Genomic DNA, 25,003 nt, shown 5'->3' with positions numbered 1-25,003 from the left:
AATTGCGGGGGAACCCGGGCTTCGCCGTGATACGGACTTGCAAAACCGGCACCGATCGTCCATCCCCACCGATGAGATCTCACGGGGGAGCATGCCACCATGTCCGAGGCCAAGAACAGCTGGACCTACGCGCAGTCGGGCGTCGACATCGAGGCCGGCAACGCGCTGGTCCGCCGCATCGCGCCGATCGCCAAGGCGACCCGGCGGATCGGCGCCGACACCGCCATCGGCGGCTTCGGCGGACTGTTCGACCTCAAGGCCTGCGGCTACCAGGATCCGGTTCTGGTCGCGGCCAACGACGGCGTCGGCACCAAGCTCAAGATTTCGATCGAGACCGGCATCCACGACACGATCGGCATCGATCTCGTGGCGATGAGCGTCAACGATCTCGTCGTCCAGGGCGCCGAGCCGCTGTTCTTCCTCGACTATTTCGCGACCGGCAAGCTCGACCTCGACGTCGCCGAGCGGGTCATCGCCTCGATCGGCAAGGGCTGCCAGATGGCCGGCTGCGCGCTGATCGGCGGCGAGACCGCCGAGATGCCCGACATGTACAAGACCGACGACTACGATCTCGCCGGTTTCGCGGTCGGCGCGGTCGAGCGCGACGCGATCCTGCCGTCGAAGACCACCGGCCCGGGCGACGTGCTGCTCGGCCTCGGCTCGTCGGGCGTCCATTCCAACGGCTATTCGCTGGTTCGCCGGCTGGTGAAGCAGGCCGGGCTCGACTGGAACGACGAGGCGCCGTTCCAGCCGGGGACCTCGGTCGCGCGCGCGCTGCTCGAGCCGACGCGGATCTACGTCAAGCCGATCCTCGAGGTGATGCGCTCGCTCGGTGGCATCAAGGCGATGGCCCACATCACCGGCGGCGGCTTCATCGAGAACATGCCGCGCGTGCTGCCCGACCTCTGCGTCGCCGAGATCGATCTCTACGCCTGCGCGGTGCCGTCGGTCTTCAAGTGGCTGGCGCATGTGGGCGGCATCTCCGAGGCCGAGATGCTGCGCACCTTCAACTGCGGCATCGGCATGGTGCTGGTGGTGGAGGCCGACAAGGCGCACGACATTTCCGAAGCGTTCCGCGCCCAGGGCGAGACCTGCGTGACGCTCGGCTGGCTCCAGGACGGCACCGGCCGCGACGCCGACGAGCACGGCAAGCGCGCCTGGGTCGACACCCGCGGCAAGCTCGATCTGACCTGGCGCGGCCAGTGACCACGCTCGGCCGCCGCCGCGTCGGCATTCTGATCTCCGGTGGCGGATCCAACATGGCGGCGCTGATCGCGGCGGCGCGTGATCCCGCCTATCCCGCCGAGATCGTCTGCGTGATCTCGAACCGCGCCGACGCCGGCGGACTCGCCAAGGCGGAAGCCGCCGGCATCGCGACGCTGGTGGTCGATCACAAGGCCTATGACGGGCGCGAAGCGTTCGAGCGGGCGGTCGTCGAGCGGCTCGAGGCGCACGGCGTCGAACTGGTGGTTCTCGCCGGCTTCATGCGGCTTCTCACGCCCTGGTTCATCGAGCGCTGGCACGATCGGCTGATCAACATCCATCCGGCGCTGCTGCCCTCCTACAAGGGGCTGCACACTCATGAGCGGGCGCTCGCCGACGGCGTCAAGATCGCCGGCTGCACCGTTCATTTCGTGCGTCCCGAGATGGACGTCGGGCCGATCATCGTCCAGGCGGCCGTGCCGGTCCTCGACGACGACACGCCCGACACACTGGCCGCGCGCGTGCTCGTCCAGGAACACCGCATCTATCCGCTGGCGCTCGCGCGCGTGGCGAGCGGCGCGGCGCGCGTCGTCCAGGACGCCGAAGGCCGGGAGCGGGTCGAGACCCGCCTGCCCTCGCCCCCGGCCGAGGCCCTGATCTCGCCGCGCTGAACGACCGCGTCTTCGTCACGAATCGACGTCGCCGCGCCCCCTCCCCGTCGCGGCGGAACGGGGTCTGCGCGAGTTTCGGCGAGGATCGCGGCACGTCGGACGCGATGCCCCCTTCCGAGACCTCCCAGAGATCGACAGAACAAGCTTGCGGGCGGCGCGCATTCGCGGCGATTCATGAAGCGCAGACCTTGCCGATCGACCCCGGCAACTGTGCGAATTCGAATTCATCCTTATTTCTAGACATATCCACGACCGCCTTCCTCGTCGAAACGCGACGGCGAGGTCGTCGGAGGGGCCCGGGGAATCTCCGTCGCCATGTGACATGAAACTGTCATGGATCACGATGCATGGTCCCCTGGCTTCGGGGTGACCCGTCGAACAAGGAGATTTTGACATGACCAACACCGCTGCTGCTTCGATGCGCGCGTCGCTCGCCGCGGTCGCCCTGCTCGGCTGCTTCACGGCTCCCGTTCTGGCCGGTGACTTCACCGGCGCCGGCGCCACGTTCCCGGCTCCCGTGTACGGCGCCTGGGGATCCGACTACAAGGCCGCCACCGGCAGCGCCCTGAACTATCAGGCGATCGGTTCGGGCGGTGGTCAGACCCAGATCCTCAACCGCACCGTCGACTTCGGCGCCTCCGACGCCCCGATGGATCCGGCCAAGCTCGAGAAGGGCAACCTCCTCCAGTTCCCGACCGTGGTCGGCTCGGTGGTCGTCATCGTCAACCTCGACGGCGTCAAGGCCGACGAGTTGAAGCTGTCCGGTCCGGTCGTCGCCGACATGTATCTCGGCAAGATCACCAAGTGGAACGATCCGGTCATCGCCAAGATGAACCCGGGCGTGACGCTCCCCGACCTCGCCATCCTGCCGGTCTATCGTTCGGACGGCTCGGGCACGACCTACGTCTTCACCACCTATCTCTCGTCGGTCTCGGCCGATTGGAAGGGCAAGGTCGGCGCGGCCACCTCCGTCAAGTGGGAAGCCGGCAACGGCGCCAAGGGCAACGACGGCGTCGCCGGTTCGGTCAAGAACGCCAAGGGCGCGGTCGGCTACGTCGAGTACGTCTATGCCTCGGCCAATTCGCTGACCACCACCCAGCTCCAGAACAAGGCCGGCAAGTTCGTCAAGCCGACCGTTCCGGCGTTCCAGGCCGCCGCGGCGTCCGCCGACTGGGCCTCCGTCAAGAACTTCGACGCCTCGATGATCGACACCGCCGGCGAGACCGCCTGGCCGATCGTCTCCGCCACCTTCATCCTTCTGCCGAAGGACCCGAAGGAGCCGGCGAACTCGCTCGAAGTCATGAAGTTCTTCGACTGGGCCTACGCCAAGGGCGACGAGGCGGCCGAAAAGCTGCACTACATCGCTCTGCCGGCGGCCGTGAAGGACCGCGTCCGCGCGGCCTGGGCGAGCGAGATCAAGGACGCCTCCGGCGCCCCGATCTGGAAGAAGTGATATCTTCGACGTGACGGCCCCTCCGCGGTGATCCGCGGAGGGGTTCCTCCCGATTTCACGCGAGACAAGCCCTTGACCGCCATCAGTCCGAACTCGGCTCCGCCCGGCGTCACGACGTCCCTCCACCAAGGTGCCTCGCAGACCAGCAAGCAGGTGAAGGACAAGCTCTTTCACTATGGGCTCGTCGGCGCGGCCACGCTCGTCCTGATCATTCTCGGCGCCATCATCGTCATGCTCTTCAAGGGCGGCTTGCCCGCGCTGGAGACGTTCGGGCTCGGCTTCTTCTTCTCCACCGAATGGAATCCGGTGACGGAGGAATACGGCGCGGGGGTGATGCTCTACGGCACGCTGATCACCTCGGTGATCGCGATGATCCTCGCCTTTCCCGCCTCGCTCGGTATCGCCCTGTTCCTGACCGAGGTCGCGCCGCAGTCGCTGCGCCGGCCGATCGGCACGGCGGTGCAGCTCCTGGCGGCGGTTCCCTCGATCATCTACGGCATGTGGGGCTTCTTCATCGTCGTGCCGCTGATGTCGGGCTGGGTGCAGCCCTTCCTCACCACGATCTTCGGGCCGATCCCGCTGATCGGCGAGCTCTTCAGCGGCGCCCCCGCCGGCACCGGCATCCTCACCGCCGGCCTGATCCTGGCGCTGATGATCATGCCCTTCATCACGGCGATGTTCGTCGAGATCTTCGTCTCGGTGCCGCCGGTGCTGAAGGAAGCCGCCTATGGCGTCGGCGCCACCACGTCGGAAGTGTTTCGCGCGGTGACGGTGCCCTACGGCCGCACGGCGATCGTCGGCGCCGTGATGCTCGGGCTCGGACGCGCGCTCGGCGAGACCATGGCGGTCACCTTCGTGATCGGCAACGCAAACCGCATCAAGTCGACGCTCTACGCCCCCGGCGCCTCGATCGCCTCGACCATCGCCAACGAGTTTCCCGAGGCCGGTCCCGGCTCGATGAAGCTCCACGCGCTGTTGGAACTGGGCTTGGCGCTGTTCATCATCTCCTTCCTGGTGCTGGCCCTGGCGCGGTTCCTCGTCCGCCCGAGAATGGGAGACTGATCCGATGACCCGGCTCGAACGACGCCTTCTGACCGATCGGTTCATCAAGGTCGTGGCCACCTCGCTCGCGGTTCTCGCGATCGTGCTGCTCGCCTGGATCCTCTGGACGGTCTTCTATCGCGGGCTCACCGCCCTCTCCTTCTCGGTCTTCACCATGCCGACCGAGTCACCGGGCCGCGGCGGCGGTCTCGCCAACGCCATCGTCGGATCGCTGATCCAGGTGCTGGTCGGTCTGGTGATCGCCACGCCGGTCGGCCTCTTCGCCGGCACCTATCTCTCCGAGCTCGGTCGCGGCCGGTTCGCCGACGCTGTGCGCTTCATCAACGACGTGCTGCTCTCGGCCCCGTCGATTCTGATCGGCCTGTTCGTCTACGAACTGCTGGTCAAGTCGACCGGCGCCTTCTCCGGCTTCGCCGGTTCGATCGCGCTCGCCGTCCTGATCCTGCCGGTGGTGGTGCGTGCCACCGAGGACATGCTGCGACTAGTTCCCGGTTCCCTGCGCGAGGCGGCCTTCGCGCTCGGCGCGACCCGGGCTCAGGTGGTGACCTCGGTCCTGTGGCGGGCGGCGCGCGCCGGCATCGTCACCGGCATCCTGCTCGCGGTGGCCCGTGCCGCCGGTGAGACGGCGCCGCTCCTCTTCACCTCGCTCGGCAATCTCTCCTGGTCGTTCGACATGTCGAAGCCCATGGCGAGCCTGCCGGTGACGATCTATCAATATGCGGGAAGTCCCTTCGACGAATGGGTGGCGCTCGCCTGGGCCGGTGCGTTCCTCATCACCGTCGGCGTGCTCTTCCTCAACATTCTGTCTCGTGTCGTCCTGGCGCCGCGCGGAAAGGCTTCGTGATGAACATCGAACTCACCGAAATGTCCGAATCCTTGCGTCAACGCCGCGCGGAAGCGGGTGCCTTCGGCGCCCGCGGCGAGGCCGAGACCAAGCTCCTGATCGAGAACCTCGAGTTCTTCTACGGCGAAAACCGCGCGCTGCACGGGATCGACATGAAAGTCCCGGAGAACCGGGTGACCGCCATGATCGGCCCGTCGGGTTGCGGCAAGTCGACGCTGCTGCGCGTGCTCAACCGGATGTACGACCTCTATCCGGGCCAGCGCGCCACCGGCTCCGTCCGGCTCGACGGCGAGGACATTCTGTCCCCCAACCTGCCGGCGGCGCGTCTGCGCAATCGGGTCGGCATGGTGTTCCAGAAGCCGACACCGTTCCCGATGTCGATCCGCGACAACATCGCCTTCGGCATCAAGCTCAACGAGACCATCTCCAAGGGCGAGATGGACGAGCGGATCGAATGGTCGCTGTCCAAGGCGGCGATCTGGGACGAGGTCAAGGATCGCCTCCACTCGCCGGCCAACGGTCTGTCCGGCGGTCAGCAGCAGCGTCTGTGCATCGCCCGCACCATCGCGGTGAAGCCGGAAGTGGTGCTCCTCGACGAGCCGACCTCGGCGCTCGATCCGATCTCCACGGCGCGCATCGAAGAGCTGATCGACGAGCTGAAGAGCGAGTTCACGATCGTCATCGTGACCCACAACATGCAGCAGGCGGCGCGCTGCTCGGACATGACCGCCTTCTTCCTCCTGGGCAATCTGGTCGAGTTCAACGAGACCAACAAGATCTTCACCGCCCCGCAGGACAGCCGGACCCAGGACTACATCACCGGCCGCTTCGGCTGATCGGGCGGCCCCCCCACCGGGGCCCGTCCGGACGCGCTTCGACCCCGCGCTCTCCCTCGAGGAGGCGCGGGGTCTTCCGTTTCATGGCGCGGCCGGAACCCGCTCGCCCTTCCTCTCACGACGCGGCGGGGCGGCGGGGCAGCGCGAGGAACCATACCGCCGCCACACCGACCAGCGCGGCGGCGGTGAAGAAGGCGACGTCGGGTCCGGCCAAGGGCATGGTCGGCACCAGGAACCAGCCGAAGATCTGCGTGAAGAAGATCGTGCCGGCGAGCATGGCGAGGTTCATCACCGCGGCGATGCCGCCCTGGAGCCCGCCCTGCACGGTCTCCGGCACCGCGCGCGACATGGTGGCGCCGAGCATCGGGTGGACGAAGCCCTCGACGGCGTGGATCACCAGGATCGGCAGGACGAAGGCGGTGGTCGGGGCCAGTCCATAGCCGAGACAGGCGAGCGCGCCGACGACGAGGCCGAGGCCGGTCAGGGCGCGTTCGCCGTAGCGCGCGACCGCCGGGCCGGTCAGGAGCCCCTGCAGCAGCGCCATGGTCATGCCGGAGATCGCCAGGGTCACGCCGACCATGGCGGTCGACCAGCCGAATTTGGCGATGCCCCAGAACGACCAGATCGCGACATAGACCGAGGTTCCGAAGAAATAGAGCGCGAGCACTCCGGCGAGCGGCAGCACGCCCGGGAAGGCGCGGAAGACCGCGAAGGCGCCGAACGGATTGGCCTCGCGCCAGCGGAAGGTCCGGCGGTGCTCGCCCTTCAGCGTCTCCGGCAGGGCGATCAGGCCGAAGAGGAGGTTGGCGGCGGCGAGCGCGGCGGCGCACCAGAACGGCACGCGCGTTCCGAAGGTGCCGAGCAGGCCGCCGATCGCCGGACCGATGACGAAGCCGAGACCGAACACCGCCGCCATCAGGCCGAAGGCGCGGGCGCGTTCGCTGGGCTTGCTGACGTCGGCGAGGCAGGCGTTGGCGACGACGTAGGACGAGCCGCAGACGCCGGCGACGAGGCGGCCGAAATAGAGCCAGCCGAGCGAGGGGGCCAGCGCCTGGATCACGTAGTCGACGGCGAGGCCGGCGATGGCGAGGAGCAGCAGCGGCCGGCGGCCGATCCGATCGGAGAGCGCGCCGACGACGGGCGCGCAGACGAATTGGGCGAGGCTGAAGAGGGCGAACATCCAGCCGCCGACACGGGCCGCGTCGTCGAGCCCGATGCCGCCGACCTCCTCGATCAGCGGCGGCAGAACCGGCAGGATGAGGCCGAAGCCGACGCAGTCGAGAAAGACCACGGTCAACGCGAAGAGCGTCGCGCGCCGCGCCTGGGCGGCGGAGAGATCGACGGGGGCAACGGACATCGGGATTCGCCTTCCTGGGGTCGCTCGCGCGGGGCCCGGTGGCGACGCGCGGAGGCGCATCGGCGATGCCGGCGGCGGACACCGGGCTCACGCGATGCTTCGGATCTTCGACGAGGAGACGCGCGGCGACCGCCGTGCTGTCGTCCAGATTCCGCCGGAGGTCGGCGCCGATCGGTGAATGGTGTGGCGACCCCGGCAGGATTCGAACCTGCGACCAACAGCTTAGAAGCCTCGTTTTCGGCATTACGGACTGGTGACACGGACAACCGGCACTTACGATTGAGTACGTATCATCAATGGCTTGATGGCGCACCTCATACTGTTGGGTACGGTTGATTTCTCTCCCGCTTGGTGACCTATTGGTGACACGGAAACGGACCTCGGAAGGGTCGAAAACCCCTTGGAATGATTTTTCAGGGGATGAGGAACGACGTGTAAGAGGCCCAGTATAGGGCGCGACGGGCCGTCCAGACGTCCAGCGCCGTCCAAGGCCTTCGAATTCAATCACTTACCGTGGACGGCGAGTGATTTGACGCCGTCCAATTCGTGCCTGGCCGCCGTCCAACTCGGGTGAACCGATGCCGAAGATCACGAAGCGCTTCGTCGATGCCGCCGAACCCCGCGCCGCGCGGTGGATCGCGTGGGACGACGAGTTGCCCGGCTTCGGCCTCCTCGTGCTGCCTTCCGGGGTGAAGTCCTACGTCGTGCGCTACCGGACGGTCGAAGGGCGGGATCGGCGGCCGACGATCGGCCGACACGGCGTGTTGACCCCCGACCAGGCGCGCACCAAGGCGCGGGAAATCCTCGTCGCCGTCGACAAGGGCGGTGACCCGCTCGGCGATCGCCGCGAGCGGCGGGCCGGCGCCTCGATGGGCGAGCTCTTCGACCGCTACCTCGAGGAACACGCGGCGGCGCATTTGTCCCCCAGCACCTCCACCGAACACCGGCGGCTGATCGAGAAGCACCTTCGGCCCGCGTTCGCCGCGCTGAAGGTCGAGGGCTTCACCGCCGAGGACGCGAAGCGGCTTCATTTCGCCCTACGCAAGACGCCGCGACAGGCGAACCATGTCGTGGGCATCCTGTCCAAGGCCCTCAACCTCGCCGAGGATTGGGGCATGCGACCGGAGGGGCGAAACCCCTGCTCGCGGGTGAAGAAGTACCCGGAGAACGCGCGGGATCGCTTCCTCGTGGCGGAAGAGGTCGCGCGGCTCGGCCGGGTCCTGATCGAGGCCGAGACGACCGGGCTTGCCTGGGACGTCGACGAGACCACCGCGACGGCGAAGCATCTCGCCAAGCCGGAGAACCGGCGAACGCTGGTCGATCCGATCGCCATCGCGGTCGTGCGGCTCCTCCTCCTGACCGGTGCGCGGCTCTCCGAGATCACCGAACTCGAATGGGCGCACGTCGACTTCGAGCGAGAGACCATCGCCCTTCCCCATCAGAAGGGCCGTGGCCGGCGCGCGCACGTCGTCCCCACCGGCGCGATGGACCTCCTCGCCCGCCGTCCGCGTGTCGAAGGCTCGCCCTGGGTGTTCCCCCGGGCCTCGGACCCGGCACGGCCGGTGTCGATCTATGTCGTCGAAAACGCCTGGTGGCGTATTCGCGCCGCCGCCGCCCTAGACGACGTGCGGCTTCACGACCTCCGCCACACGGTCGGCACTTGGGCGGCGCGCACCGGCGCCAACGCCTTCCAGATCCGCGACGTGCTGCGGCACAAGGGCGTCGCCATGACGAGCCGGTACGTCAACCGCGACGACGAACCGCTTCGCGCGCTCACCCAAGCGGTGGGGGATGCGCTGACGGCGGCGCTCGAAGGGCGCCGGGCGGAGGTGGTGGCGCTCGACGAAGCGAACCGAGAAGGCTCTCGATAAGATCGAGCCGTCGTGGCGGGACTGGCAGGATCACCGGGAGGCTTGGCTTCGGGGCCCGGTGAAGGACCGTTTCGACCGCGCTTGGCGGCGACGGTATTTTGCGTCGCCCGAGGATCACGACGAGATGCGCGACCAACTCAGCGCGGCGCTAGAGATGCTCGCGGCACGAGCCGCCGCCGCGAGAGGGTGTGCGGCCGAAACAAAGAGAGGAGGGCGAACGCCCATCACAGCCCGCAATCACTTCGTGCTTGCATTGGCGACGGTCTACGCGATGACGACGGGAGAGGCCCCGGCCTTCAGCGGTGGCGATCAAGGCACCCCCAACAGGGTCGGTACGGAGCGAAGACAAGCCTCGCCGTGGCACGCTTTGATCCGAGATGCGCTCGATCTCACAGGCCTTCGCGCCGGAGCGACGACCGACGCCGTCCTTCGGGCGGCGGGGGAAGTCACGGGCGCCATCCGAGCAACGGGCGCGTCAAGGGGGTGGCTGTCGCACTATCCATCGTTTCCCTTCACCGACCTCGAAATCGACGCCGGATGCCGCGCGGAAATGCCGGCTACGCGAGAGGAGGCCTACGCTCACCCATGGACCTTCTACGTCGGCCGATCTGGGCGTGGATAGCTATGGGCGGCCTTCACTTCGCAGGAGGCTTTTTCCCCCGCCGATCGCCCAATCGACGAGCGCCGCGTCGTCCTCGATCCCTTCGGCGAGGCACCGGGCGACGGCATCGGCGCGGGCAAAGGCGCGCGAAACCACCGCGCGCCAGCGGCCGCTCGGATCTTCGACGTCGAGCCCGAGCATGAAGCGAATGGAGGCTGGCTCGTCGTCAAGTCTACTCATCCGCTGCCGGTCGATCGGAAGAACTCGCGCCGTCTCATCGAGGCGCCTGAGCGCCTCGGCCGCTCTGGCACTGACACGTGGAACGTCCGTGGTGATGGGGCGGCTGGTGGGCTCGACCTGTCCCAAGGCTTGCGCGCCATGCCGCACGGACGCAACTTCCCCCGGATCGAGAAGTGGGGCTAGCGTCGAGACCAGTGCGGCCTTTGGAAAGCTCGACAGGCGACGAAAGCCGGAAGCGACCCCCGCCGGCAACGGGCGCGTTCGCCCGGTCTTCGGCGGCTTCTCGACGTCGGACGAAGGCGACGACGACTTTTTCCGGGCCATGGCGGATCGCCTCCGCGGGATCGTCACGCCTCCGGGGCGCTCGCGTCGGTGGACCGCTTGGCGAGGCGGACACCGGGTCCGGCGCCGTTCTCGGGAACGAAGATCACGCCCGCGTCTTCGAGCGCCTTGCGGATCGCCGCGACGGCCTCTTCGCTTCCACCGTATCGCCCGGTTTCGAAGTTGGAGATCGTGTTGCGGTGAACGCCGGCAGCGCGCGCGAGATCCGCCAGCGTCCAGTTTAAGGCGGCGCGCGCCATTCGGACTTGTGCAGGGTTCACAGCTATCAATCCTTGTGATATTCGCACTTGTGTAAATATCACAAACCGCTCGCGAGGAGCAACCTATGCCGAACGACACCGTTCCGGCAGCCGATCCCGGCTTGCCCGATGACACCGCCGCCGCCCCTCGGCTCGACAAGCTCGAACTCGAACGCATCACGATCAATGTCGCGCGGCTTTCCTCCGCCGCCGTTCTCGCTGCTCACGGCCTTCGGGCGCTGACGCGTGACATCGTCGTCAGTGAGGACGGGGTGACCGGCCTCGTCGAACTCTTGGAGATCGTCGCGGCCGAAGCCGATGCGCTTCACGCTCTGGTGCTCGACGAGCCCCGACGCCTCAACGGATTGCTGTCGGCGCCGATCGGGAGGGCGCGGGCATGACGAGCGACTCCGAATTTCACAATCGCCTGAACTCGAACGAAGGAACTTCGATCATGAGCAACCGATCTTTCGATACGGATCTTCTTCACAGCCCCGCCCGCGAACATGCTTTCGATTCGCTCGAAGCGCACGTGCAGGCCGCTTCGGCCCTGGCGCGGGCAGCCTATCTGCTCATGGATTACATTCCCGGTGCGACCGGGGACTTCGACCCTCGCGACCGATACGCTCTCGCGGCGGTGGTCACAGCCGCCGCCGACCACGCCAGTGCGGCGGAAGTGCTCATGAGCGCCGCTCCGAATGATCTGAAGGTCCGGCTCGAAGATCGACTTTGTGAATTTCGGCGCACTGAGCTGCCCGAGACGGCTTCGCGCGACGTTGCCGCATGAGGGCGTTGCCCCTGTCAACCGCGCCAGCGTCGCCACGGAGCCGAACGCGGGCGGTGTCTGATCAGCGGTCCGGCAAGCAATAGGAACCCCTTCCCGGAGAAACAAAAGTCGGTTTTTAGACAATGGCTTATACCATGACTTCCGGCGAGTTTCTCCGGGTTTGTTCCTCGACACCGCCCCGGTGTTCGGCGCCTTTCTCGTGTTCACGCAATCCAAGCGGAGAACACGAAGATGCAGACCACCCCAACGCAGAGCCCGGTGACCTCCATTGCCGCCGTCTCGCCGCCGAGCGGCGATCGTCTCATGACGGAAAAGGAAGCGGCCGAGTACCTCGCCGTCAGTGTTCGAACTCTCCAGGACAAGCGCCTTCGCGGTGGAGGCCCCCGCTTCGTCAAGTTGTTCCGGTCGGTGCGGTATCGCCTCTCCGACCTCGACGGCTTCATCGCTGCGGCAACCCGACATGCCCGCCCTTCTGAAGAACCTCCCTCTCGTCGACGCCATTCGCGTGAAGGAAGCGCTCCTCGGTTTTTTTATGGACTGTCGGGAAGAGGCGTTGCGGACGCCCGTTCGCTCCTCGTCTTCAGGCTCGGTTGGTTCCGCCCTCTCGAATGGGACAACCTGACGCCGTCCGACCTCCTTCGTTGGATCGCGGCCGGCGTCGATGCCGGCGTCATCAAGCACAAATCGCCGGCCGCGCGCCCCCGCCCCTGACACCGAGAGGCCGAATCCATGTCTACCCCGCTGCTCGAAGCCAACGCCGTCATCGACATCGAGGATCGTGCGTCCGCCAAGGTCGATGCGATCGCCAAGAAGTTCGCCGCCCTGGTCAAGGTGGCTGCCGGCGCCAACCTGAAGACCACCGCATTCGACAAGCTCGAACGTTCGATGGCGAAGGTGACGGCCGGAACCGTCAACGCCACCAAGTCGTTCGCCGCGCTCGACAAAGGGCTCTCTTCGGTAGGGCGCTCGGCCTCGGCGGCCGGCACGGCGGCCGGGTCGTTCGATCGGGTCGCGCGATCGGCGACCACCGCCGAGGTCGCTCTCTTGCGATACGCGCGAGCCCAGAAGTCGGCCAACTCCGCCATGTCGCGCGCGGGTGCTTCGGCACGCCCGACGTTGCTTCCGGCCCCGGCGCCTCACCCGCGACGGCGGCCGTCGGGCGCTGCGGGCACGCCGCCATATCGCGACCGCTACGGAAATCTGATCGAGGTCGGCGTCGGCGACAGGGTCGCCGAGGGCGCCGCAACCCGTGCGGCCGAGGCGGGCGCCGAGCTCGAACGCCAGCGCGTCGACGCCACGGCGGCCGGTCTGAACGAGCACGAGGCGGCCGAGGTCGAAGCCACGGCGCTCGACCTCTCGCGGAAGTACCGAACGGTGCCCCAGTCCGCCCTCATGCGGATGATGCGCAACGCCCGCGCGGCGACGGGCGATCTCGAAGACGCGCTCGCCGTCATGGACCCGCTGACCAAGCTTCGTGTCCTGGCACAGGCCAAGCACCCGGGCGCGGACGTCTCGGAGGAATTCGAGACGCTCGTGAAGGGCATGGAAATCAAAGGCGTGGCACAGGACCGCGCCGAATTCATGAAATACATGGACGGCATGGCGAAGGCGATGAACGTCTTCGGCGAGCAGGTGAGGCCATCGGCCTATTACCAGATGTTCAAGTACGGGCGCGGTTCGACGCGCGGCCTGTCCGAAGACTACATGCTTTCGGTCGCCCCGACACTCGCCGCCGAACTCGGCGGCTCGTCGACCGGCGTCGCCGGGCAAAACTTCTATCAGGCGATCGTCGGCCGGCGTCTGAAAAAGTCCTCGCTCATCGAGCTCGAAGGCCTCGGCCTGCTCGATCAGGGGAAGATCGAACGGGACAAGAAGGGCCAGCCGATGCGTGTCGGCGTCGGTGGTGTCGTCGGTGCCGACCTGGCGCGCGCCGACCCTTACCGTTGGGTCAATCAGGTTCTCTTGCCGGCCATGGCCAAGAAAGGCATCACCGACCCGAACGCGATCGGCGATCATATCGCCGCGATCTTCGGCAATTCGCTCGCCCAACAGCTCGTTTCGATCCTGGCCACACAGCAACAGCGCATCGAGAAGGATCGGAAGAACCTCGGCAAGGCACAAGGGCTCGACGCGGCGGACGAGTATCTCGCGCGCGATCCGGGGCAGGCGCTCTCGGCGTTCTCGGCCCAACTGCAGAACCTTCTCGCCAACGCGTCGTCACCGCTCATGCCGGCGGCGACGGCGGCGTTGAACGGGCTGGCGGGCGCACTCGGCTCGCTCTCGCAGACGGCGAAGGAACACCCCGCCGCCGCCGGCACTGGTCTGTTGGCGGGGCTCGGTGGCCTGGCGGCCGGGAGCGTGTGGCTCACCCGGAAGGTTCTCACGCGCATCGGCTTCGGTGGCACGTCGGTGCGAGCGGCGACGGCGCCGGTCGCCACGGAAGTCGCGGCCGGTGCCGGCCTCGGCTGGCTCGCCCGCATAGGGACGAAGGCGTTGGGGCTTGCGCGCCTCGTGCGGCGCGCCGCCGGGCCGACGGCAGTCGCCTCGCTGGTCGCCGAAGGCATCGTCGCCGGGTACGAGGCGGCAGACGATCGCGGACGGATGCACCCCTACGGCGCGCCCGGGGAAGGATGGCGTCGCCGCTACGAGGAGAACCGCCGCGCGAACGACAAGCTCAATGCGTCGCGCGAGCGGGCGAACGCCCGCCGCGCCCGGCGCGACGGCAGGCTCGCGGAGGAATATCCCGATCACGGCTTCCACGGCGCCGCTCGTCCGGCTTTCGGTGCGGAGGGTGCGGCCGCCTGGGAGGCCTATCCCGATCGGGGGTTTCACTTCGGCGCCCCGTCTCCGCTCTGGGGCTCCTCGGCGACGCCGACGCACCTCGAGGGCGTCGCGGCGGTCGGCCCCGTCGGTCAGGTCAACGACTCGCTCGACCGCGCGGCAGAGAAGATCACCGAGGCGCTCAACGGGCATGCGGAAGTCGCGATCAAGATCGAGCCGAGCCCCGACCTCGTCGCCCGCGTGGTGTCGATGGCGAAGGATGCGACGATGAAGGCGATCAATCTGACGGGGCCGGGGTCGGTCGGGCGGACGGGGGGCGACATCCCGTAGTGATCACGAAGCGTCCGACCGCGCGTGTCTAGTGAGCGCGCAACATTCCCCCTTCGCGAACCTATCGACGACCGACGCGGGGCCGTGAGTGCCTTGACGTCGAAGAACCTTTGGGAGATGAGCCTCAACCGCCCCGCACTCACGACAATCTGGCGCGCCCCTGAGCTTCAAATTCTTCCAACGCCTTCACGCGGCGAAAAAGAGCCATCGTGACTTTTCCATAGACGACAATATTGCGACCGCAGGCTTCGAAGATCGCGTCTTCGTGCCCCACCCCCATCTCTCGCAGAAGTGAGTCGCTATACTTCTTTGCTAGGTCTTTCATTGCATCGCTGGAGAAATTCGAATTCGCCGGCGCCGCCTTTAGCCGCTCATTTGAATACAATTTATTGAGAACCGCATGCACTCTTCTTATCTCGGCACCATTTTCAGAAAAATTATCAGAGGCAGAAACGATTTCATCAATAGCCCGGCCCTGACCTTCAACTTCGATTACTCCTGGTGATGCATATTGAATCCGGGAAACGCGGAGCGGACTATTCACCCAAACTGCATCTGCAAGGTCCGAAAAAAAGCCGACATAGCTGCCGCCACCCTGCCAAAATTTAGATGTGACAAAGCCTTTTAGCTTTGCGATTGCAGAAATCCGTTGATCGTCGCCCGCCTGATCTATTGAAATAAGACTTGCATAGAATGCGTACAGATCGGAGAGACGACCATAGAACTTCGAAAAATCAGACGCCGCCCAACTCCCATCGATGTGAAATGTGTGCTTTTCACCGACTACACGCTCGTTCAACGCAAATTTAGAGTGATGATCACGTGCAAAGAAACCGTGTTCTGGATAGTATTCATCTGACTCAACGATCTCTGTTGGCGCAGAGAACAACTGAACAATATCGCCATGACGATACGGTCCGATATCAAAGACATATCGACGCGACTTCGCAGCCCTATCAAAAATATACCGTAAATCTACTTTGCAATCGAAATATGGCTTAAGATCCAAAACCTTCAAACCCACTCCATAAAAAGGATAATTGAAGCCCTCGAATTCAATCGCCACTCCGATCACGAAAAGTTCTTCATCGAAAGACAGCAGGACAACCTGCGGCTCGTCAACATAGACTAGAGTCTCGATGAATTTCGGAAGATGCCCTCTCTTTTTTTTGAGCTTCTTCATGGCGCTACAACTTTCACAATGGCTGCAAATGGGTCAAAAGTGCCAAACATCCAGAAGTGGCAATGAGCCCCGGCGTTGTTTAGAAGATAACCGGTCTGGCCGTCAATCTCCAAGATAGCCGCGTGCTTTTTCCCTCTTATCTTTGGCAACTTCTGCATTTGCTTTACTTGATTAACGGAGCCAGAATTTTCTCTTTCTAAGTGCACAGAACAGCTTGACCAATCGCATTCCGACACCGATTTCGGGCGAGTAAGCCCAAGCATTGAGTGTGAGAGAAAGGCGTCACTCGGAACAGGCGCTCCCGCCACCATGCGGATGACCCGGATCGTCGACGATGGCCGGTACGCATCAGCCGGTGGGCATCCGTCAGGAAGATCTTCAGCGAAAACACTCGGACTTTGTTCCACAGCATTCATACTGCAATCCACACGCAATCAGATTGAATACTCGGCACACTAGTTCGCGTTGTATCGATTCTCAATCGAAAACACATCATCCCTTCGGCGCGGCGCCGCCCGGTCTCTCAAGGGTATACCTCAACGAAACCACGGAAAGCCCGGTTCAAAAATACCCTATTGACCATTCAAAATGAACTGATAGGATAAAACCATCCTAAGTGAACCGATGGATGGTTTCCGATGCTCGCCCGCTCCTACCTCCGCGCCTCGACCGACGAACAGGACGCCACCCGCGCCCGGGAACAGGTCGAAGCCTTCGCCGCCGAACATGGGCTCACGATCGCTGCGACCTATGTGGAGAACGAGAGCGGCGCCAAGCTCGCCCGACCGGAGCTGTTCCGCCTCCTCGGGGACTGTCGGCCCGGCGACGTGCTCTTGATCGAACAGGTGGACCGCCTCTCCCGCCTCACGGCGGCCGACTGGCAGCGCCTGCGCTCGGAACTCGACGCGCGGCAGGTCCGCGTCGTCGCTCTCGACCTTCCCACGTCGTGGATGCTCGCCGCGCCGGCCGACGAGTTCACCGCCCGCATGTTCGCCGCCGTCAACGGGATGATGCTCGATGTCCTCGCCGCCGTCGCCCGCAAGGATTACGACGACCGCCGCCGCCGGCAGGCCCAAGGACAAGCGAAGGCCAAGGCCGAGGGGAAGTACAAGGGCCGCGCCGAGAACGTCGCCAGAAACGACGGCATCGCCGCCATGCTGCGCTCTGGCGCCTCGTGGTCGACCATCCAGGCGGCGACGGGGTGCAGCCGGGCGACGGTGGCGAAGATCGCCAAGCGGCTCGACGAAAAGGCGGCCTGATCGGCGCCGTCTCGGCCCTCCCCCAAGACGAGAAAGCCCGCCTCGGCAATCGCTCGGGCGGGGTTTTGCGTCTCGAGGCGAGGCCTGGGCGGCGTCACGCCGCCGTCGGGGCTGGGATCAAGTCGTCGACCAGCACGCCGAGGGCATCCGCGAGCTTCACCAGCGTGTCGACGGTGCCGTCGCGCTTTCCGGTCTCGATCTGCGAGACATAGGACGAAGCGAGCCCCGCCGCCTCGGCGAGGGCCTGCGCCGTGAGCCCCCGGTGTTCGCGCCAGACGCGGACGGGCGACTCCCCGGCAAGGATGCGATCGACCATCTCGGACGGTATCGCCTCCTCTTCTCCGCTCGCCAGGGCGGCCCGGAAGCGGCGCACCGCCTCGCGGTCGCTGGCGTCGTCGGAGGCCTCGACGAGGGCGAGGTAATCCGCCTCGGGCAGGATCGCGAGGCGTTCGCCGGTCGGCGTGACGATGATCTGAGCGTTCATCTGGCGGTCCTCATTCGTAAGCAGCGCCGCGAGGGGCAATGCGGATGATGGCGAGCACTTCGCCGTCTTCGGTGAAGAGCACGCGCCAGTCACCCACTCTCAGGCGGAACAGACCAGGTTCACCCTTCAGCGCCTTGACGTTGTTCGTCAGTGTGGCCGGGTCGGAGGCGTATTGCTCGACCTTGGCGCGGATCGTCGCGGCGACGTTCGCCGGCATCCGTCGTAGGGTTCGCAATGCGTCTTTGCTGTATGTGATCCGCTTCATGTGCTTTGCATAGCATAATGCGAAACGAAATGCGATCTGCATTCCCTCCCCCTGCCCCGCGATCTGCCGAGTGACACCACGGCCACGCTCGACCAATGGAGCCGATCGGCCGCCCACGCCGAGCGAGGCAGGGTCTCCGGGCCTGTCATGGTGGAGGGGGGGGCTTGGGTCCTTCCCCCGTCAAACGAACGCGCGGTGAGTACGCAGCGTCAACCCTCACCAGTTCCAATAGGCCAAATCGGGGTTGACGGGGTTGACTCGAAGGGGCCGTGGTTGACGAGGTTGACGGACGCCGTCGCGAGGACAACCCACGGGCGTCTCGCGCGCACGAGGACCGGCCGAAAGCTGCCCCAAGCGGCGGCCGTCGTGCGAAGCCGGACGGCGATGGACGGCGGGCGGACGGCAATGCCGCTCTTGGCCTTGGCCAGAACTCATTGAAAAAATTGATGATGGACGGCGTTGGACGGCTTGGACGGCCCAATTTCTATTACAGAGAAAAGGATACTCAGGATCGAGGGGGCAGACGCCCATGGACCTCGTGTTGCGGAATGGATTGCTACGGGAAAGGGGTCCTTCGAGGTGGGGAGGCCAAACCAGATGGCCTTCGGTCCGGCAACGGTCTTCTCGACGAAGCGCCGGACACGCTCACCGACGAGTGAATTTGCCCGGGTTGGTGACACAGTGGTGACACGGCGCGCCGTCACTACGCCGCACGGCCGACGGTGGAATGACAAAATTCAACAAAATCAATAAGTTGACTGGCGACCCCGGCAGGATTCGAACCTGCGACCAACAGCTTAGAAGGCTGTCGCTCTATCCCCTGAGCTACGGGGCCGCATGACCGGCCACCCCTCTCCTCGCCGCCGAAGGCGTGCGAGCCCGCGCCGCCGTCGGCGGCCGGGCGAAGCGTGGCGATCGTGAACGCTCAGTGCGTCCAGGTGCCGATGCGGCCGAACTTGAAGTTGTCGGAGTAGGACAACGTCTTCGGCGCCCGCTCCTTGGGCTCCACCACCCGATACTCGAGGCCCTTGCGCTCGGCGTAGGCGATCGCGTCTTCCTTGGTGGCGAAGAACAGACGGATCTGGCTCTTCATGTCGGACGACGAGGTCCATCCCATCAGCGGATCGGCCGAGCGCGCCGCCTCGGGCTCGAACTCGAGCAGCCACCGCTTGGACTTGGCCTGACCGGACTGCATGGCCGTCTTGGCCGGCCGAGAGATGCGCGCCACCATGTCGTCTACTCTCCTCGTTCCTGTCTCGTGCCGGGTGGCGGACCCCCCGAACGATGCGATCGGCGCCCTTGCCCGGTTGGTCGGGGCAGCAGGATTCGAACCTGCGACCTGAAGTACCCAAAACTTCCGCGCTACCAGGCTGCGCTATACCCCGTGCCGTACCCTCGGGCCGTCTCGCGACGTCCCGCTCGCTCTCGCGTCCGCAATACACGGCCCCGGCGAAACCGGCAAGCGCCGAGGCTCGCCTGGGCTCACCGCGTGGCGCGAATCCGTGGATGCACCAAGCGATCGCCGGGCTTCAACCCGAGCCGTTCGGCCGTGCCGGCATTGACCTCGAGCACGAAGCGGACCGAACCGCCGGAACCGATGGTCTCTTCCGACAGAGGCACCGCGTCCCGCGCGATCGAGACGATCACGCCGTCGGCGCGGGCGAAGATCATGTCGAGCGGCAGATAAGTGTTCTTCATCCAGAACCACACCGGCTGCTCGCGGCGGAAATCGAAGAGCATGCCGTGATCGGCCGCCATCTCCTTGCGGAACATCAGCCCCTCGGCGCGGCTCGCGTCGGTGTCGGCGAGTTCGACCGTGAAGACCGTGGTGCCCTTGGCGCCGACGACCTCGACCCGGTCGCTCGCCGCCACCGGCGCCTCGGCCCGGGCCGGCAGCGGCGGATCGACGAGAACGACGCCCGCGACCGCGAGAAAGAGCGCGACGACGAGCCGAAGGGCGCGGCGGCGGAGCGAGAGATGGGAAGAAAGCGCGGCGGCCACGAGGCGAAATCCGTCTGACGCGAGGAAGGCGCGCAAGTCGCGCGAGCATCCGCCGATCGGGGACGCGTCGAGCGACGGCCTCCTCAATGGGACGCGGGAACGTGCGAGAGGCCGTCGGGACGGATCTCGGCCGCCATCAGGCCCTTGGGGCCGTCGCCGAAGCGGACCCACACGGTCTGGCCGGGACGCAGCTCGGCGAGGCCGTAGCGGCGCAGGGTCTCCATGTGGACGAAGATGTCCTCGGTGCCCTCGCCTCGCGTCACGAAGCCGAAGCCCTTGACGCGGTTGAACCACTTCACCGTCGCGCGTTCGAGGCCAGAGGTCGGCACGACCTGGACGTGGGTGCGCGAGGGGGCGAGCTGCGACGGGTGGACGGCGGTCGATTCGTCCATGTGGACGATGCGCAGGGCCTGGAGGCCGCGCGGCCGGTCGAGCACCTCGCAGACGACCCGCGAGCCCTCGTAGGCGGTCTGGTAGCCGTCACGGCGCAGGCAGGTGACGTGCAGCAGGATGTCGGGGAGACCGGCGGTCTCGGGGACGATGAAGCCGTAGCCCTTGGCGATGTCGAACCACTTGATGGTACCGACCACCTCGATGACGTCGACCGCCGCTTCCTCTCTCACGTCGTGATCGAGATGACCCTCGTGATCGAGACGGGCGTCGATATCGGTCTTGGCTCCCATCGGCCTCACTCCTTCGTCCGCGCCCATCGCCTCGGGCCGAACCGCACACACGAGCACACTGAATCACCACCCTACGGACCTCACGCCATACGAACGGTGGCCCGACCCCGTTCGAATCGCGTCGCTGTTTCCAGCCTCGCAAAAGGATACCATCGCGCCACTCTGCGACCACCGGCTTTTACCGTTCGTGAACGCTTTCCCCGGGGATCTCGGGCTCAGAGCCGCGAGAAGACGGTGCCGATCGAGCCGCGCAGGACCCGATCGGCGAGGCCGTCGAGGGGGGTCGACTCGGCGTTGACGATGATCAGTTCGGCGCCCTCGTATTTGGCGATCATCGGCAGCGTCGCCGCCGGCTGGACCGTCAGCGAGGATCCGACGGCGACGAAGAGGTCCGCCTGCTGGATCGCCTCCTCGGCGCGCTGCATCTCGCGGCTCGGCATCGCCTGACCGAAGGAGATCACCGCCGCCTTGATCAGGCCGCCACAGGCGCAGCGCGGCGTCCGCCCGGTCGCCGCGATGATCGCCTCGGCCTCGTCGAGCTCGACCCGCGCGTCGCAGGAGAGGCAGGTGGCGTAGGTGGCGTTGCCGTGCAACTCGATCAGCCGATCCGCGGGCACGCCGGCGCGGCCGTGCAGGCCGTCGATGTTCTGGGTGATGACGGCGTTGGCCTTGCCGGAGGCGATCAGGCGGGCGATCGCCCGGTGGGCGACGTTGGGCTCGACGGCGGCGACCTGGTCGCGAAAGGCGAAGCGACGCTTCCAGTCCTCGCGCCGGGCGGTTTCCGACGACACGAACTCGTCGTAATAGATGGGCTTGATCTTGGTCCACAGACCGTTCGGCCCGCGAAAATCGGGGATCCCGGACTCGGTCGAGATCCCGGCGCCGGTGAAGATCACCACGGTCTCGGCCCGGGCCACCCTCTCGGCCAGCACGGCGGCGCCCTCGAGCGGCTCCTCGACGGTCTTCATCGCCCGCTCTCCTCAACACGACGGAAGGGTCCGTTCATGCGCTTTCTCCACACCATGATTCGCGTCCGCGATCTCGATGCCAGTCTCGCCTTCTTCTGCGATCTGCTCGGTCTCGAGGTGGTGCGCCGCGACGATTATTCCAAGGGGCGTTTCAGCCTGATCTTCCTGGCCGCGCCCGGCGACGCGCAATCGGTGGCGACCGACAAGGCCCTCGCCCGGCGCGAATCCCCGACCATCGAGCTGACCTGGAACTGGGATCCGGAGGACTACGGCAGCGCCCGCAACTTCGGCCATCTCGCCTTCGAAGTCGACGACATCTACGCCGCCTGTGACCGATTGATGGCGGGCGGAGTCACGATCAACCGGCCGCCGCGCGACGGTCACATGGCCTTCGTGCGCTCACCCGATCTGGTCTCGGTCGAGCTGCTGCAGAAGGGCGAGCCCAAGGCTCCGGCGGAGCCGTGGGCGTCGATGCCGAACACCGGCGTGTGGTGAGAAGCGACTCTATCGATTGACTTGGTCAACCTATCCATTGACATTGTCAATGAATAGGAGGCCCCATGTCGGACGATCCCCATTTCTCCTCGCTGCTCGATGCCTCGGTCGAGCGGGTGCGGCGGTTCAATCGCTTCTACACCCGCCGGCTCGACCTGCTCGACGGTGACTTTCTGGCGAGCGAGCATTCGCTCGGCGAAATTCGGATCCTGTGGGAGCTGTCGCGGCGCTCGCCGCTCACGGCGGCGGAGCTCGCGCGTGATCTCGGCATCGATCCGGGCCGGATGAGCCGGATCATGAAGCGCTTCGTCGCCGAGGGGTGGGTCGCTAGGGCGACCGCCGAGGGGGACGCCCGCCGTCTCGCCGTATCGATGACCGAGGCCGGCCGGGCGTGGTTCGCGCCGATCGAGGCGGAGCAGAAGGCGCGGGTGGCGGCGAGCCTCGTCGGCCTCGACGGCGAGGCGCTCGGCCGGCTGACCGGCGCCATGGCCGACGTCCACCGCCTGCTGGCGACGCCGGACGTGGCGATGGAGGTCGTGTTGCGACCGCACCGGGTCGGCGACCTCGCCGAGATGGTGGCGCGGCAGAGCCGGTGGTACGCGGTCGAGCATCGGTTCGACGAACGGTTCGAGGCGCTGCTCGCCGAGATCGCCTCCGATTTTCTGCGCCGGTTCGATCCCGCCTCCGACGCGTCCTTCATCGCCGAGGTCGAGGGGCGCATGGTCGGCTCGGTGCTGGTCACCCGGGCCGACCCGACCACGGCGAAGCTGCGCGTGCTGCACGTGGAGACGGAGATGCGTGGCCGGGGGATCGGCGCGCGGCTGGTCGACGCGGCGCTCGGTTTCGCGCGGGATCGCGGCTATCGCACGATGCGGCTGTGGACCAACGCGGTGTTGGTGGAGGCGCGCCGCCTCTATGAGCGGCGCGGGTTCCACCGGATCGAAAGCGAGCCGCACACGATGTTCGGCCCACCGATGGTGGGCGAGACCTGGGAGCGGGCGTTGTGAGGCGCCCTCCCCCATTCACGCGGATTCGACGATCTTGCCGTCGATCAGCGTGATGCGCCGATCCATGCGGTCGGCGAGCTCCATGTTGTGGGTGGCGATCAGGGCCGCGAGCCCGGACGAGCGCACCAACGCCTGGAGCGCGTCGAAGACGTAGTGGGCGGTCTTGGGATCGAGGTTGCCGGTCGGCTCGTCGGCGAGGATCAGGCGCGGCACGTTGGCCACCGCCCGGGCGATCGCCACACGCTGCTGCTCGCCGCCCGACATTTCCGAGGGCAGATGCTGCATGCGCTCCTCGAGCCGCATGTAGGCGAGCAGCTGCTCGGCGCGCTTGATCGCCTCCTTGCGGCCGAGGCCGCGGATCATCTGCGGCAGCATCACGTTCTCGAGCGCGGTGAACTCGGGCAGAAGGTGATGGAACTGGTAGACGAAGCCGATCTCGAGCCGGCGCATGCGCGTGCGCTCGGCGTCGGAGAGCGCGCCGGTGGCGACGCCGCCGAGATAGACCTCGCCGCCGTCCGGCGCCTCGAGGAGACCGGCGAGATGGAGGAGCGTCGACTTGCCGGCGCCGGAGGGGGCGACCAGCGCCACCGTCTCGCCGGCGCGGATCTCCAGATCGGCGGCCTTCAGCACCTCCAGGAAGCGATCGCCTTCCGAATAGCGCCGCTCGACCCGCGAGAGGCGCAGGACCGGCTCCTCGACCAGCGCGGCGGCGGCCCGGGTGTCGTCGAGATCGATCGCCGTCATCATTCGTACCTCAGAGCTTCGACCGGATCGAGACGCGCCGCCTTGCGGGCCGGGAAGATGGTGGCGAGCAGCGACAGGCCGAGCGCCATCACCACCACCGACACCGTCTCGCCGACGCGGATGTCGGCCTTCATCTTGGCGAGGAAGTAGACGTCGGGCGGATAGAGTTCGGTGCCGAGCAGCCACGACAGGCCGGTGCGGACCTCCTCGATGTGGCCGCACAGGAAGAGGCCGAGCAGGAAGCCGGCGAAGGTGCCGACCGTGCCGATGGTGGCGCCGGTGATGAAGAAGATGCGCAGGATCGTGCCGCGCGTCGCGCCCATGGTCCTGAGAATCGCCACGTCGCGCGACTTGTCCTTCACCAGCATGGTCATGCCGGAGACGATGTTCAGCGCCGCGACGATGACGATCAGGGTCAGGATGATGAACATCACGTTGCGCTCCATCTCGAGCGACGCGAAGAACGTGACGTTGCGGTGGCGCCAGTCGGTGACGTAGACCGAGCGCTGGGCGGCCTCCTCGATCGGGCGGCGCATCTCGCCGACCTTGTCGGGATCGTCGGTGAAGATCTCGATGGCGCTGGCGCGGCCGTCGAGGTTGAAATAGCCCTGCGCCACCTCGAACGGCATGAAGACGAAGCTCGCGTCGAACTCCGACTGACCGACCGAGAAGATCGCCACCACAGGGAAGGCCTTGACGCGCGGGGTCACGCCCATCGGGGTGACGTTGCCGCGCGGGGTGACGATGGTGACGGTGTCGCCGAGGCCGACGCCGAGGTTCTGGGCGAGGCGGGTGCCGATGGCGATGCCCTTGCCGGCGCCGAAATCGTCGAGATTGCCGAGTTTGATGTTGCCGGAGACCAGCGTCATCTTCTCGAGGTCGTTGCGCTCGATGCCGCGCACCAGCGTGCCGACGGCGCCGGCCGGGCCGGAACCGAGCGCCTGCCCCTCGATGAAGGGGAAGGCGAACTTCACGCCCTTCACCGCCGAGAGGCGCTTCGTCACCTCCTCGTAGTCGGTGAACTGGGAGGCGGTCGCCTGCACCAGCATGTGGCCGTTGAGGCCGAGGAACTTGCCCACCAACTCGGTGCGGAAGCCGTTCATCACCGCCATGACGGTGATCAGCGTCGCGACCCCCAGCATGATGCCCAGGAAGGAGAAGGCGGCGATGACCGAGATGAAGGCCTCGCGCCGGCGCGAGCGCAGATAGCGCCAGGCGATCATCCATTCGAACGCGGCGAAGGGCGCCGTGCCGGTGGGTTCGTCGAGTTCGCTGCCCTTGGCCATGCCGCGCGTCC

26 protein-coding genes and 2 tRNA genes are annotated in these 25,003 nt (G+C 66.3%); 14 read left to right on the top strand and 14 right to left on the bottom strand.

Features of this window, described 5'->3' with window-relative positions; all coding sequences use genetic code 11:
* The first annotated feature begins 99 nt into the window (after positions 1–99).
* The 6 genes from purM (at position 100) to pstB (ending at position 6,069) form a co-directional block, all read left to right on the top strand.
* Positions 100–1,206: a phosphoribosylformylglycinamidine cyclo-ligase gene (gene purM, locus J3S89_RS18705; RefSeq protein WP_217929451.1), complete on the top strand. Its 1,107-nt coding sequence runs from the start codon at positions 100–102 to the stop codon at positions 1,204–1,206.
* Complete coding sequence (gene purN / locus J3S89_RS18700; RefSeq protein WP_338019765.1) at positions 1,203–1,874, top strand: phosphoribosylglycinamide formyltransferase; 672 nt, start codon at positions 1,203–1,205, stop codon at positions 1,872–1,874. The genes purM and purN overlap by 4 nt, the downstream gene beginning before the upstream one ends.
* Before the next feature lie 394 nt (positions 1,875–2,268).
* Positions 2,269–3,327 carry a phosphate ABC transporter substrate-binding protein PstS gene (gene pstS, locus J3S89_RS18695; RefSeq protein WP_420801286.1) on the top strand — a complete coding sequence of 353 codons (1,059 nt, stop codon included), beginning with the start codon at positions 2,269–2,271 and terminating at the stop codon, positions 3,325–3,327.
* A gap of 72 nt (positions 3,328–3,399) precedes the next feature.
* Complete coding sequence (pstC, locus tag J3S89_RS18690; RefSeq protein WP_230488899.1) at positions 3,400–4,389, top strand: phosphate ABC transporter permease subunit PstC; 990 nt, start codon at positions 3,400–3,402, stop codon at positions 4,387–4,389.
* A 4-nt stretch (positions 4,390–4,393) separates the two neighbouring features.
* Entirely contained in the window at positions 4,394–5,233 is an 840-nt protein-coding gene (gene pstA, locus J3S89_RS18685; RefSeq protein ID WP_217929450.1) for a phosphate ABC transporter permease PstA, read from the top strand.
* 20 nt (positions 5,234–5,253) lie between these two features.
* Positions 5,254–6,069: a phosphate ABC transporter ATP-binding protein PstB gene (gene pstB, locus J3S89_RS18680; RefSeq protein ID WP_230488906.1), complete on the top strand. Its 816-nt coding sequence runs from the start codon at positions 5,254–5,256 to the stop codon at positions 6,067–6,069.
* Positions 6,070–6,184: 115 nt separating this feature from the next.
* Here the strand turns inward: pstB and J3S89_RS18675 are convergent, their stop codons facing one another.
* Positions 6,185–7,426, bottom strand: a complete 1,242-nt coding sequence (locus tag J3S89_RS18675) for an MFS transporter (protein WP_217929446.1) — start codon at positions 7,424–7,426, stop codon at positions 6,185–6,187.
* Between the two features lie 578 nt (positions 7,427–8,004).
* On the opposite strand from J3S89_RS18675, the gene J3S89_RS18670 reads away from it, so the two are divergent.
* Positions 8,005–9,297, top strand: a complete 1,293-nt coding sequence (locus tag J3S89_RS18670; RefSeq protein WP_217929444.1) for a tyrosine-type recombinase/integrase — start codon at positions 8,005–8,007, stop codon at positions 9,295–9,297.
* 622 nt (positions 9,298–9,919) lie between these two features.
* Here J3S89_RS18670 and J3S89_RS18665 read toward each other — a convergent pair.
* On the bottom strand, positions 9,920–10,462 hold the full coding sequence (locus J3S89_RS18665; RefSeq protein WP_217929436.1) for a hypothetical protein: 543 nt from the start codon (positions 10,460–10,462) through the stop codon (positions 9,920–9,922).
* A gap of 23 nt (positions 10,463–10,485) precedes the next feature.
* The gene (locus tag J3S89_RS18660) at positions 10,486–10,719 is read right to left on the bottom strand and encodes a helix-turn-helix transcriptional regulator (RefSeq protein ID WP_230488900.1); all 234 of its coding nucleotides are present in this window, start codon (positions 10,717–10,719) and stop codon (positions 10,486–10,488) included.
* An 86-nt stretch (positions 10,720–10,805) separates the two neighbouring features.
* Here J3S89_RS18660 and J3S89_RS18655 point away from each other — a divergent pair, with 86 nt between their 5' ends.
* The 4 genes from J3S89_RS18655 (at position 10,806) to J3S89_RS18640 (ending at position 14,617) form a co-directional block, all read left to right on the top strand.
* Entirely contained in the window at positions 10,806–11,120 is a 315-nt protein-coding gene (locus J3S89_RS18655) for a hypothetical protein (protein WP_217929434.1), read from the top strand.
* Positions 11,117–11,506: a hypothetical protein gene (locus J3S89_RS18650; protein WP_217929433.1), complete on the top strand. Its 390-nt coding sequence runs from the start codon at positions 11,117–11,119 to the stop codon at positions 11,504–11,506. Before J3S89_RS18655 ends, J3S89_RS18650 begins: the two co-directional genes overlap by 4 nt.
* Before the next feature lie 231 nt (positions 11,507–11,737).
* Positions 11,738–12,217, top strand: a complete 480-nt coding sequence (locus tag J3S89_RS18645) for a helix-turn-helix transcriptional regulator (protein ID WP_217929432.1) — start codon at positions 11,738–11,740, stop codon at positions 12,215–12,217.
* An 18-nt stretch (positions 12,218–12,235) separates the two neighbouring features.
* Entirely contained in the window at positions 12,236–14,617 is a 2,382-nt protein-coding gene (locus tag J3S89_RS18640) for a hypothetical protein (protein WP_217929430.1), read from the top strand.
* A 139-nt stretch (positions 14,618–14,756) separates the two neighbouring features.
* Here J3S89_RS18640 and J3S89_RS18635 read toward each other — a convergent pair whose 3' ends face one another.
* Positions 14,757–15,800, bottom strand: coding sequence for a hypothetical protein (locus J3S89_RS18635; protein ID WP_217929425.1), 1,044 nt, complete (start codon positions 15,798–15,800; stop codon positions 14,757–14,759).
* A gap of 638 nt (positions 15,801–16,438) precedes the next feature.
* On the opposite strand from J3S89_RS18635, the gene J3S89_RS18630 reads away from it, so the two are divergent.
* Positions 16,439–17,059, top strand: coding sequence for a recombinase family protein (locus J3S89_RS18630; protein ID WP_217929424.1), 621 nt, complete (start codon positions 16,439–16,441; stop codon positions 17,057–17,059).
* A 94-nt stretch (positions 17,060–17,153) separates the two neighbouring features.
* Here J3S89_RS18630 and J3S89_RS18625 read toward each other — a convergent pair whose 3' ends face one another.
* The 8 genes from J3S89_RS18625 to J3S89_RS18590 form a co-directional block, all read right to left on the bottom strand.
* Positions 17,154–17,543 carry a helix-turn-helix domain-containing protein gene (locus J3S89_RS18625; protein ID WP_217929423.1) on the bottom strand — a complete coding sequence of 130 codons (390 nt, stop codon included), beginning with the start codon at positions 17,541–17,543 and terminating at the stop codon, positions 17,154–17,156.
* Between the two features lie 10 nt (positions 17,544–17,553).
* The gene (locus tag J3S89_RS18620) at positions 17,554–17,808 is read right to left on the bottom strand and encodes a type II toxin-antitoxin system RelE family toxin (RefSeq protein ID WP_217929495.1); all 255 of its coding nucleotides are present in this window, start codon (positions 17,806–17,808) and stop codon (positions 17,554–17,556) included.
* A gap of 759 nt (positions 17,809–18,567) precedes the next feature.
* Positions 18,568–18,643, bottom strand: a tRNA-Arg gene (locus J3S89_RS18615).
* Positions 18,644–18,733: 90 nt separating this feature from the next.
* Complete coding sequence (locus J3S89_RS18610) at positions 18,734–19,039, bottom strand: ETC complex I subunit (RefSeq protein ID WP_217929422.1); 306 nt, start codon at positions 19,037–19,039, stop codon at positions 18,734–18,736.
* A 77-nt stretch (positions 19,040–19,116) separates the two neighbouring features.
* A tRNA-Pro gene (locus J3S89_RS18605) sits at positions 19,117–19,193 on the bottom strand.
* 97 nt (positions 19,194–19,290) lie between these two features.
* Positions 19,291–19,809: a DUF192 domain-containing protein gene (locus J3S89_RS18600; protein ID WP_230488902.1), complete on the bottom strand. Its 519-nt coding sequence runs from the start codon at positions 19,807–19,809 to the stop codon at positions 19,291–19,293.
* Positions 19,810–19,892: 83 nt separating this feature from the next.
* Entirely contained in the window at positions 19,893–20,492 is a 600-nt protein-coding gene (locus J3S89_RS18595) for a cold-shock protein (RefSeq protein WP_217929421.1), read from the bottom strand.
* A 215-nt stretch (positions 20,493–20,707) separates the two neighbouring features.
* Entirely contained in the window at positions 20,708–21,460 is a 753-nt protein-coding gene (locus tag J3S89_RS18590) for an SIR2 family NAD-dependent protein deacylase (RefSeq protein ID WP_217929420.1), read from the bottom strand.
* A gap of 36 nt (positions 21,461–21,496) precedes the next feature.
* Between J3S89_RS18590 and J3S89_RS18585 the strand changes: the two genes are divergently transcribed.
* Positions 21,497–21,955, top strand: coding sequence for a VOC family protein (locus J3S89_RS18585; RefSeq protein ID WP_217929418.1), 459 nt, complete (start codon positions 21,497–21,499; stop codon positions 21,953–21,955).
* A gap of 65 nt (positions 21,956–22,020) precedes the next feature.
* Complete coding sequence (locus J3S89_RS18580; protein WP_217929416.1) at positions 22,021–22,962, top strand: bifunctional helix-turn-helix transcriptional regulator/GNAT family N-acetyltransferase; 942 nt, start codon at positions 22,021–22,023, stop codon at positions 22,960–22,962.
* Positions 22,963–22,977: 15 nt separating this feature from the next.
* Here the strand turns inward: J3S89_RS18580 and J3S89_RS18575 are convergent, their stop codons facing one another.
* Entirely contained in the window at positions 22,978–23,706 is a 729-nt protein-coding gene (locus J3S89_RS18575; protein WP_217929493.1) for an ABC transporter ATP-binding protein, read from the bottom strand.
* The gene (locus J3S89_RS18570) at positions 23,706–24,992 is read right to left on the bottom strand and encodes a lipoprotein-releasing ABC transporter permease subunit (RefSeq protein WP_230488903.1); all 1,287 of its coding nucleotides are present in this window, start codon (positions 24,990–24,992) and stop codon (positions 23,706–23,708) included. The genes J3S89_RS18575 and J3S89_RS18570 overlap by 1 nt, the downstream gene beginning before the upstream one ends.
* Between the last annotated feature and the right edge of the window lie 11 nt (positions 24,993–25,003).

This window comes from Pinisolibacter aquiterrae, from assembly GCF_019160155.1.
Classification (GTDB): Bacteria; Pseudomonadota; Alphaproteobacteria; order Rhizobiales; family Ancalomicrobiaceae; genus Pinisolibacter; species Pinisolibacter aquiterrae.
The sequence above is the reverse complement of the archived record's forward strand: the minus strand, read 5'-3'. Positions and strand labels throughout refer to the sequence as shown.

What these genes read in the sequence shown, in the direction of transcription:
- purM (WP_217929451.1), top strand. Translation starts at nt 100, where the DNA reads ATGTCCGAGGCCAAGAACAGCTGGACCTACGCGCAGTCGGGCGTCGAC.
- pstS (WP_420801286.1), top strand. Translation starts at nt 2,269, where the DNA reads ATGACCAACACCGCTGCTGCTTCGATGCGCGCGTCGCTCGCCGCGGTC.
- pstA (WP_217929450.1), top strand. Translation starts at nt 4,394, where the DNA reads ATGACCCGGCTCGAACGACGCCTTCTGACCGATCGGTTCATCAAGGTC.
- pstB (WP_230488906.1), top strand. Translation starts at nt 5,254, where the DNA reads ATGTCCGAATCCTTGCGTCAACGCCGCGCGGAAGCGGGTGCCTTCGGC.
- J3S89_RS18675 (WP_217929446.1), bottom strand. Translation starts at nt 7,426, where the DNA reads ATGTCCGTTGCCCCCGTCGATCTCTCCGCCGCCCAGGCGCGGCGCGCG.
- J3S89_RS18670 (WP_217929444.1), top strand. Translation starts at nt 8,005, where the DNA reads ATGCCGAAGATCACGAAGCGCTTCGTCGATGCCGCCGAACCCCGCGCC.
- J3S89_RS18665 (WP_217929436.1), bottom strand. Translation starts at nt 10,462, where the DNA reads ATGGCCCGGAAAAAGTCGTCGTCGCCTTCGTCCGACGTCGAGAAGCCG.
- J3S89_RS18660 (WP_230488900.1), bottom strand. Translation starts at nt 10,719, where the DNA reads ATGGCGCGCGCCGCCTTAAACTGGACGCTGGCGGATCTCGCGCGCGCT.
- J3S89_RS18655 (WP_217929434.1), top strand. Translation starts at nt 10,806, where the DNA reads ATGCCGAACGACACCGTTCCGGCAGCCGATCCCGGCTTGCCCGATGAC.
- J3S89_RS18650 (WP_217929433.1), top strand. Translation starts at nt 11,117, where the DNA reads ATGACGAGCGACTCCGAATTTCACAATCGCCTGAACTCGAACGAAGGA.
- J3S89_RS18645 (WP_217929432.1), top strand. Translation starts at nt 11,738, where the DNA reads ATGCAGACCACCCCAACGCAGAGCCCGGTGACCTCCATTGCCGCCGTC.
- J3S89_RS18640 (WP_217929430.1), top strand. Translation starts at nt 12,236, where the DNA reads ATGTCTACCCCGCTGCTCGAAGCCAACGCCGTCATCGACATCGAGGAT.
- J3S89_RS18635 (WP_217929425.1), bottom strand. Translation starts at nt 15,800, where the DNA reads ATGAAGAAGCTCAAAAAAAAGAGAGGGCATCTTCCGAAATTCATCGAG.
- J3S89_RS18630 (WP_217929424.1), top strand. Translation starts at nt 16,439, where the DNA reads ATGCTCGCCCGCTCCTACCTCCGCGCCTCGACCGACGAACAGGACGCC.
- J3S89_RS18625 (WP_217929423.1), bottom strand. Translation starts at nt 17,543, where the DNA reads ATGAACGCTCAGATCATCGTCACGCCGACCGGCGAACGCCTCGCGATC.
- J3S89_RS18620 (WP_217929495.1), bottom strand. Translation starts at nt 17,808, where the DNA reads ATGAAGCGGATCACATACAGCAAAGACGCATTGCGAACCCTACGACGG.
- J3S89_RS18610 (WP_217929422.1), bottom strand. Translation starts at nt 19,039, where the DNA reads ATGGTGGCGCGCATCTCTCGGCCGGCCAAGACGGCCATGCAGTCCGGT.
- J3S89_RS18595 (WP_217929421.1), bottom strand. Translation starts at nt 20,492, where the DNA reads ATGGGAGCCAAGACCGATATCGACGCCCGTCTCGATCACGAGGGTCAT.
- J3S89_RS18590 (WP_217929420.1), bottom strand. Translation starts at nt 21,460, where the DNA reads ATGAAGACCGTCGAGGAGCCGCTCGAGGGCGCCGCCGTGCTGGCCGAG.
- J3S89_RS18585 (WP_217929418.1), top strand. Translation starts at nt 21,497, where the DNA reads ATGCGCTTTCTCCACACCATGATTCGCGTCCGCGATCTCGATGCCAGT.
- J3S89_RS18580 (WP_217929416.1), top strand. Translation starts at nt 22,021, where the DNA reads ATGTCGGACGATCCCCATTTCTCCTCGCTGCTCGATGCCTCGGTCGAG.
- J3S89_RS18575 (WP_217929493.1), bottom strand. Translation starts at nt 23,706, where the DNA reads ATGACGGCGATCGATCTCGACGACACCCGGGCCGCCGCCGCGCTGGTC.
- J3S89_RS18570 (WP_230488903.1), bottom strand. Translation starts at nt 24,992, where the DNA reads ATGGCCAAGGGCAGCGAACTCGACGAACCCACCGGCACGGCGCCCTTC.